The organism is Cochleicola gelatinilyticus (assembly GCF_001637325.1).
Lineage (GTDB): Bacteria > Bacteroidota > Bacteroidia > Flavobacteriales > Flavobacteriaceae > Cochleicola > Cochleicola gelatinilyticus.
This window is the reverse complement of record NZ_LRXL01000005.1, coordinates 1-8113: the sequence shown is the minus strand read 5'-3', so window position 1 is coordinate 8113 and position 8113 is coordinate 1. Positions and strand designations below refer to the sequence as shown.

8 protein-coding genes are annotated in these 8113 nt (G+C 32.8%); all 8 read right to left on the bottom strand.

The features are described 5' to 3' along the window. Positions 1–75 precede the first annotated feature (75 nt). The gene (locus tag ULVI_RS00935; protein WP_068588540.1) at positions 76–705 is read right to left on the bottom strand and encodes a porin family protein; all 630 of its coding nucleotides are present in this window, start codon (positions 703–705) and stop codon (positions 76–78) included. 227 nt (positions 706–932) lie between these two features. Continuing rightward, entirely contained in the window at positions 933–1262 is a 330-nt protein-coding gene (locus tag ULVI_RS00930) for a carboxypeptidase regulatory-like domain-containing protein (protein WP_068588537.1), read from the bottom strand. Then, positions 1259–2785, bottom strand: coding sequence for a type VI secretion system tube protein TssD (gene tssD / locus ULVI_RS00925; RefSeq protein WP_068588533.1), 1527 nt, complete (start codon positions 2783–2785; stop codon positions 1259–1261). Before tssD ends, ULVI_RS00930 begins: the two co-directional genes overlap by 4 nt. A gap of 314 nt (positions 2786–3099) precedes the next feature. Next, entirely contained in the window at positions 3100–3996 is an 897-nt protein-coding gene (locus tag ULVI_RS00920) for a hypothetical protein (RefSeq protein WP_068588531.1), read from the bottom strand. Between the two features lie 134 nt (positions 3997–4130). Continuing rightward, positions 4131–4667, bottom strand: coding sequence for an STM3941 family protein (locus tag ULVI_RS00915; RefSeq protein WP_068588528.1), 537 nt, complete (start codon positions 4665–4667; stop codon positions 4131–4133). A 215-nt stretch (positions 4668–4882) separates the two neighbouring features. Further along, complete coding sequence (locus tag ULVI_RS00910) at positions 4883–5461, bottom strand: hypothetical protein (RefSeq protein ID WP_068588527.1); 579 nt, start codon at positions 5459–5461, stop codon at positions 4883–4885. Between the two features lie 727 nt (positions 5462–6188). Next, the gene (locus tag ULVI_RS00905) at positions 6189–6959 is read right to left on the bottom strand and encodes a hypothetical protein (protein ID WP_197463461.1); all 771 of its coding nucleotides are present in this window, start codon (positions 6957–6959) and stop codon (positions 6189–6191) included. 273 nt (positions 6960–7232) lie between these two features. Then, on the bottom strand, positions 7233–7856 hold the full coding sequence (locus ULVI_RS00900) for a hypothetical protein (protein ID WP_068588517.1): 624 nt from the start codon (positions 7854–7856) through the stop codon (positions 7233–7235). Positions 7857–8113: the final 257 nt, after the last annotated feature.

Sequence of the window (8113 nt, the reverse complement as noted above, 5' to 3'; positions counted from 1 at the left end):
TAGGAACTAATGAATTCCGAAGGAATTCAGAAGTGGGCTTATTGTTTTTATGCGTTGTTACAAATAGTTAACTCTTCACAATTTGTAATTCACTCCTAATTGTAAAACAGACGAATTAAAGTTTTGCCTTTCTAAAATACCGTAGTTATATCGTAAGTTAAGTCCGAAATTATCATTCAGCAAATATTCCGCATCTAAACTAATTCCGAGTTCAATTTTTTCTGAATCGTCATTTTGGATGAATTGTGTGTTTATTGGGTTCGTGTCATAATCTATCTTTCTGCTTAGTACATATCCAAACTGAGGTCCAAAACCTAATCCTAATTTTTCAGCCACTCCAAACTGCAATAATACCGGTAGTAAAATTATTGATTCATTAATACTTCCATCAGTTGAGGCGATAAATCTTGGGTCGTCAGGGTCAAAAATATTTAAATCTGAAAAATCTATATTGAAGTTGCTACCTTGTTGTGAAAATAATAATTCTGGTCTTAGTGTAAATTTCTCATTTAAATCAAGAGAAAGAAATGCGCCAATGTAAAATCCTATTTTTCCGCTGTAATCGGGTTGTAATCCATTGGAATTATTATCAATAAGACTTGAGTAATTTAGTCCTCCTTTAAATCCGTAATCCGTTGCTTCATTCTGCCCAACTGAAATCATTGAAATTAAAAGAATTCCAATTAGTGAAATTTTTTTTGTCATTTTTTTGTTTAATTATTTGTAACGGTTTGGGTATGGCTCGTAGCGTGTTAAAAGGTACGGACTTTTAGAATTAGCACGAGCAGAAATTTTCACATTTTGTTTTTAATTTTCCGTACAAAAGACAAATTTAAAAATTTGGCGGATTTGCAAACTTTCCCGAACCTCTCGAGCCAACCTTTGCCTAGCTATGAGTTATACCCGTTGTTCTAAGCCGTTTTTTCAGATGTCTATTTTTTCCTTTGAATAACAATAGTATCTGGCTTTTTATTCAAGAATCGTTTTCCAGCTCCATCATACCGGTTCCATACAGTCTGCACCGTATCTGTTATAAATCCTGATTTTTCAAAAACCAATCGTGAAACTGTATTAGGATTTTTTGTAAGGATAAAATAACCTGAACTGTCAGTAAACACAAACTTACGTTCTACATTATCTTCTATAACCTTAACATCGCGCAATGGTTGATTAGTTTCGTCAACTGTTACCCCGTGATAATATTCAACTGATTTACAGCCGAATGATGAAATTATAACGCAAATAATCAAAAATTTTTTCATCTTATTTCTAATTTTGATAACCAAATTAAACTTATAACGTCCTTCGCACTCGCAACTCTTCTTTCGTAAAAATCGTTAGGACGATATCCATCATAATATTTCATCAAATCAATTTCTCCAATTTTAGGGTACGAATTTTCATTCGTTACATTTTGCAGTAAATCGGAAGTATCTTTATGTTCTTTCGAATAGCTTTGACCACCATAGGCTAATAATATTTCATGACCGATTTCGTGAGCAGATGTCTCAATAAAATCTTCGTTAGCATATGAATTGTTTTGATATACCCAATCGTCATATTTTAAATACCCCACTTTATAAAACAATTTTCTTGAAAGTTCCCAATTATGAGAACGGGTAAAATTAGTTTCTTTTGAATTTGTGAAGTAGATTATTTTAGGAGCTTTCATTCCTTTATCATCCGCTGTAGCGATTACAGATATTTTCCAATCTTCTCCATTAATAAGTGTTTCTGTAACGTTATCGGCGGTTCTACTCCAGTACTTGTTAATTCCACTCAACGCCATTCCTTCTAATTCATTATAATTTTTTGTTCGTTTAGATATTGGTTCGAAGCCTTGATCTTCGATTACATTTTCAGGAATATTTTTTGCTTTATTGATTCCCTTTTCCCCACCATCACGAAGATTAATCTTTAGATAGATAACCATTTGTTTTATATTTCTCTGAATATCAACATCAACCCATTCCACTTTCTTCGCAACAATATTGTCAATTGACAGTATGTTATATTCTTCCTTTTCTTCGAACCAAACAGTGACTTTTAAGCTTAATGGATCATTTTTTAATGAATATGTATTTAAATTATCATTATTATCGAAACCATCCCATTTCCATTCATGTATGCCTACGGATAGCATATCACCTTTGGTAATTTCTTCACTATAAATGGTGCTGCCGCTTTTTCTAACTTCTATTAACATTTTTTCGGCCGGATTTTCCATGACTTCTATATCAAAATTCAAATTATTTTCCTCCGATTTTCCATTATAATCCTTTATTCCCAGCGGCACAATCGTTCCATTTTTTAGAAACGACTTAACCGAAATATTCCTTTGAATAGGTTCTTCTTGTTCAATGTTTGTTAAAGGAGTCGTGTTTGGATAAGTGACTCTCCAATATTCAGAATGTTCTGCGCCAGTGAGTGAGTCCTTAAATCCTGCTGCGGTAATAAACAATTCAATTGAGAGTGGTCGCTTTGTGTCGCTATTATAATTTAACTTATATTCTATGCAATGAGCATCATTGAATAATAATTTTCTTGTTTTTGAGATAAAGGTTGTCGGGGTTAGGTGCAATTCAAATTGTTTTGTCATATTGGGACTAATCATCCATTCCATTAGATCCGTATTTTTGTCTGCTTCCAATGTGATACTGATACCTTTAAAAATAGGGTTTCCTGAGGGTCGGTTGTTGTAATCGGCTTTCTGATCAAAGGCAAAATTCCACTTTAGTACATTAGATACTCGATCATCAACAATTAGTTTTGATTGAATACTCATTTAGGTTTGTTTTATTGGGGGAGAATGCATCTATAAAGTTACATCATATTGTTTGATGAAACAATTTTTCTTGAAAATGGCTTAGAACGGTTTGGTTATGAGTAGTGCGGGAATAAAGCGTACTTAATGTTTGAGCCGGCACTAGCCAAATCTTGTGTTTTTGTTTTTAATTTTATTTACATCAAAAGCCAAATCAGAAGATTTGGCGAACTTACCAAATATACCGAAACTTTCGATTAAACAATATCACCCGTATTACTTATAACCGTTGTTATGCCACGTTGTTTTGCGATTTAATTTTCTTATATAACTTTTTATAGCCCTAACTTTTTATCCTTTAGATCCAAAGGTGGTAGTCCGATTGAAATTCTATTACTATCAACTTTCTTTAAATCATCAATCATATTCTCATACCCGCCATCTTGCTTTGTGTATGTACCATAAATTTGTGGCTCGCCATTATATAAATAGAATTGGTCTATCATAGTTCCAAGAGTTCGTGGTGTAGCTTTTCCATTTTTTACGAATTCCTTGACCTTAGGCACAAAATAATTCATTCGGATACTATCATCCGTATGAAGTAGAAACAGACCTATATCAATGTGATTATGATCCAATGAGAATGGTCCGTACGTTTCGTTGTTTGGATAACCTATACTTTCAAAAAGTTCAATTAGTCTTTTTTCATGCACTTTATCAATACTATCTTGCTTATCGCGATTGTTCTCGTAAATATTTCTATTCACACGGTATTTTTGGTCAGCAGCTTTCATTGCAATCAGTTCATGACGTAAATTAAAGTCTACATTTTCCATAAATTGTTCTCGCAACTTATCATAATCTTGCTCCAATAACTGACCATATTTTGAAGTCATAAATTCGTTAAAATTCGGATTGTTTTGATATATGGTTAATTCTCTACCGCTTAAAATCAATTTTTTGGCGTACTCCAAGGTTAAATCATACTTTTTCAGAATGGCCGTTGTTTCTGCAAATTTTCCAATTTCATTATACGTTGGAGTTGTTATCGGTTCGCAAGATTTAAAAGCCATTTGGTAGAATTCAAAAGCCTTTTCGTAATTCTTTATTTGAAACTCGTAATCCGCTTTATAAATTGATTGATAATAATCCGTAATGTAATTGCAATCGGATTTTTTATCTTCGGAGCAACTGAAAAAAGTTAATAGAAATAATATTGCGAATGATCTCATAATTTTTTCTCCAATGTGGCATAACGGTTACGTATAAGAATAGTGCGGTTTTGTGTGCGAGGATTTTCCGCAGGAAAATCAGACGTTACAAACAAGCAACGACCTTTTGATTAAGCACTTAACCGCAATTATTTTTATACTGTGTTGGGCAACGTTTTTATTAATTCCGCTTTTTTACTTTTTTCAGCGTGTGTCATTGCGATTATAAATTCAGTCAGTTTAATTGTGTCCATTTCTAATTGTCCAAGTTGTATATTCAATTCTTGAAAATCAAGAGCTTCATTAATTTTACTCATAGCTTTATGAAATTTTCCTTTCCTTTTAGAAGGCTTGAAATCATCTGGCACTAAAAGACAAATAAAATGTTGTCCATAAACATTTACTGCAAAAGCATCTTTAATAATTTCCCAATTTATAAATTCGTCGTGAGTCGTTCTATCATAAATTCCGATTTCATTAATTACTACTTGAGGTCTTTTGTCAAACAAATGGAAAAGTCCTACTGGAATTGCTAAACTAAAAAAGCAAGTTCCTATCCAGCCCATTATTCGGTCAGTTTCAGTTCCGCCATCTCTATTAATCATCCATATTCCTGCCGCAATTAATGGCGCAGCAAGTAGAAATAGTTTCAGAACTTTTTTCTTTGATTTATATAATTTGATTTCGGTCATTTCTCAAATGTTGCCCAACGGTTTGGGTATGGCTCGTAGCGTGTTAAAAGGTACGGACTTTTAGAATTAGCACGAGCAGAAATTTTCACATTTTGTTTTTAATTTTCCGTACAAAAGCCAAATTTAAAAATTTGGCGGATTCCCAAAAACGCCTGAAACCTTCGATTAATCCACGACTTAGCTATGAGTTATACCCGTTGTTATCTCTTGTTTTTTTATTTTCGTAACAATTCATTTTCAAGATTAATTTTTATTCCTGTCGGTAGATAAAATAATTGCTTGGCATCAGACATTACATCCATTTTTAACAATCCATAATCAGAATTGAATAAGAACGGTCCATTCGGATGAGAACCAAATTCTATTGTCTCATAAAGATCAAACGGAAATTTTGAGATTTCTTTATTTATATATTTTTCGGCTCCAATTAGATTATGTCTTTCGCCAAGTATATAAATAGCTTTCTCGTACTTTACAAACTGCAATGAGCCATAATTATCTAAACTATCTTTTAGACCAGTATAACTAAAGAATATTGTTGAATCACGCTCAGTTTTTTGGAGCATTATTTCAATTTTTTGTTTTAAAACTAATTCCTGCCAATTAATTGTGTCAAGTCCGTACACATAAAAAACTCGTTTTTGTTTGGATATCGCAAAACTCTGCTTTGGCTTCTTACCAAATCCAGTATCCATTTCTTTTCCCATTATTGAAATTCCAAAAATTGTTAATCCAACGAAACCAACAATTACGGTTGCAATCAGAACTAATAGTATGTGAAATATTTTTTTCAAAATAAGAGATAACGGTTGGGCTATGAGGAGTGCGGGAGGGAAGCGTACTCACTTTTCGAACCGTCACTAGCCTAAATGTTTTTGTTTTGTTTTTATCTTTTTATTTCAAAAGCCAAATCAAAAAGATTTGGCGGTCTTCCAAATATACCGAAACTTTCGATTAAACGATATTACCCGTATTACTTATAGCCAGTGTTAGCATATTTTGCGACACATGCGTGTAAGCACATACTGTTCCCGTTAATCTGCTCGAGCAACAGTTGCGTTTTGCCGTATCGATTGCGTACTACCGCAATATTTTCACGTATTGATTGCGTTTCGCCATTTCGATTCCAGCTTGCCGCATTATAGAAGTCAGATTCCGTTGCATATTAAATTCCGTCAAATTTAGAATTCATATTTTTTTCAATTCCGTCATCCTATTTTGCGCAATCTATTTCAGGTAACGTTCGGTTCGGTCTATGTCTTTTCTCGAATAAATTGCGACTGAATAAAATCCGATGGATTTTTTCGGAGCAATTTATGCTAACGGTTTGGGTATGGCTCGTTGCGTGTTAAAAGGTACGGACTTTTTGAATTAGCACGAGCAGAAATTTTTACATTTTGTCTTTAATTTTTACCTGCAAAAGCCAAATTTAAAAATTTGGCGGATTCCCAAAAACGCCTGAAACCTTCGATTAAACCACGACCTAGCTATGAGTTATACCTGTTGTTGTAAGCCGTTTTTTTATTCATAATAGTAACCCCATGTCTGTTTCCAAAATTTAGAAAGCCATCTTGTAAAAGGGTTTTTCCTTTCAAGTCGAACCACTTTTCCTTCTCTAACCACCAAGTTCTTAGAATTTGAGAAGTTTATTATTGAAGTTTCAACTGGATTACCTAATATATAAACATAATCTCCATTTTTAATTTTCCAATTATCCTGTTGTTGAATATAAATTTCTTTTCCATCAGAATTTGTATATTTTTTTTCAGTTAATATTTTGAAAATGCGCCCTTTTCTTATCTCATAGTAATTTTCTTTTTTGGTAAGTTGATACTTTCCGTCCTCAATTGTTTCTGCCTCAACTGTTACAGGGTTACCTAATTCAGGTTCGCTATATTCATTCTCTCTCTGAATTTCGATAATTCTGCCGTCAATCAATTCAGCTTCTTTGATTTTTAATTTCTGAGACCTTAGTTCTTTCAGGTATCTGTATGCATCTAAATCAGGTACTATGTTTTCATTTGCTAGTGTAAAAAACCTGTTTTCAGTACCATCTAATTTAAGTATCATTACTCCTTTATCTATGAAGGCTTCATTACAAAGGATTTTGTCTGAGTTCCTATCAATTAATAACGATTTAGCTTCTGGAAAGTAATCCCATTTTCCTACCTGTACCTTTCCATTTTTTGATAGAATTAACTCTTTATTCTTTTTAAAGATGAGCTTTTGCATTTCAAGTTCTTCATCAATTAAAGCCCAAGGTTTATCAATAAGAATTGAGGTCTTGTCCAACGACAAACTAAAGTTATTTAACTGCTTTGCTATACTCTTAAGATATAGTTTCATATTGTCTCATTAAATGGCTTACAACGGGTAGGGTATGAGTAGTGCGGGAGAAATCTTTCCTTAATTTTTTCGAGCTAGCACTAGCCAAATCTACTGTTTTCTTTTTATCTTTTTTTGTTCAAAAAGCCAAATCAGAAGATTTGGCGGATTAACCAAATATACCGAAACTTTCGAATAATCAATAAAACCCGCATTACTTATAACCGTTGTTATCTCGCGTTATTTTAGCGTAAGGTCTTCTACAAATGGGTTATTAGTTTTGGGGTAGTTATCCACAGGCAATAATATTTCACTTATTTGAATTTTATCTTCGCCATTTTCAACAATATTTTTTGAGTGCTGGGCGTACATAAATCCTATTACAGTGTCACTCCTGTTCTTAAATTTAAATTCTAAAGAGTTGTTTTTAATATTATAGTTATCAAAACTCAAAAAATCTGCTTTTTCTTTAACCTTATGACTTATTACAGTAAAGTCAAATGAGGCTAATTTACCTTCCCGTTCAGGATTAAAATGATAACTAATTAATCCGTCGTATTCATCTGTATCAGAATTTTTTTTAATTTTTAATGTATAAAACAGGCTCTCAGTACTATCAAGAACTTTATTATTATAAACAAAATTTTGACATACAATCGTGTCCTTATTTTTGTTGATATAAATTTCTACCTCATTTGTTACATTATTACCCAAATCATAAACCATCATTTTTCTTTCAAATTCATATTCATTTGTTTTTTTAAAATTTAGGTCCGCTTCTTGTTTTTCTTTACAGCCACTGCTAACTGCAAGTACAATCACTGAACAAAATAGTATTAATAAATGTTCAAATTTTTCTTTCATAATGCGAGATAACGGTTTGCATAAGAACAGTAAGCTGCAAAACGGACCGACTGTTCGAATTAATTTTAAAGATACTAAGAACTATTGAATTCCGAAGGAATTCAGAAGTGCGCTTATTGTTTTTATGCGTTGTTATGCACGGTTGCGACACATTCACAGAGCACGCTTTGCTTAGATGCAGCCGCAACGATTACGTAACACTTCGCAGCGCCGCAAAGTAACATCGATATTTTTGTATTAATTACTGAACTTTTTAA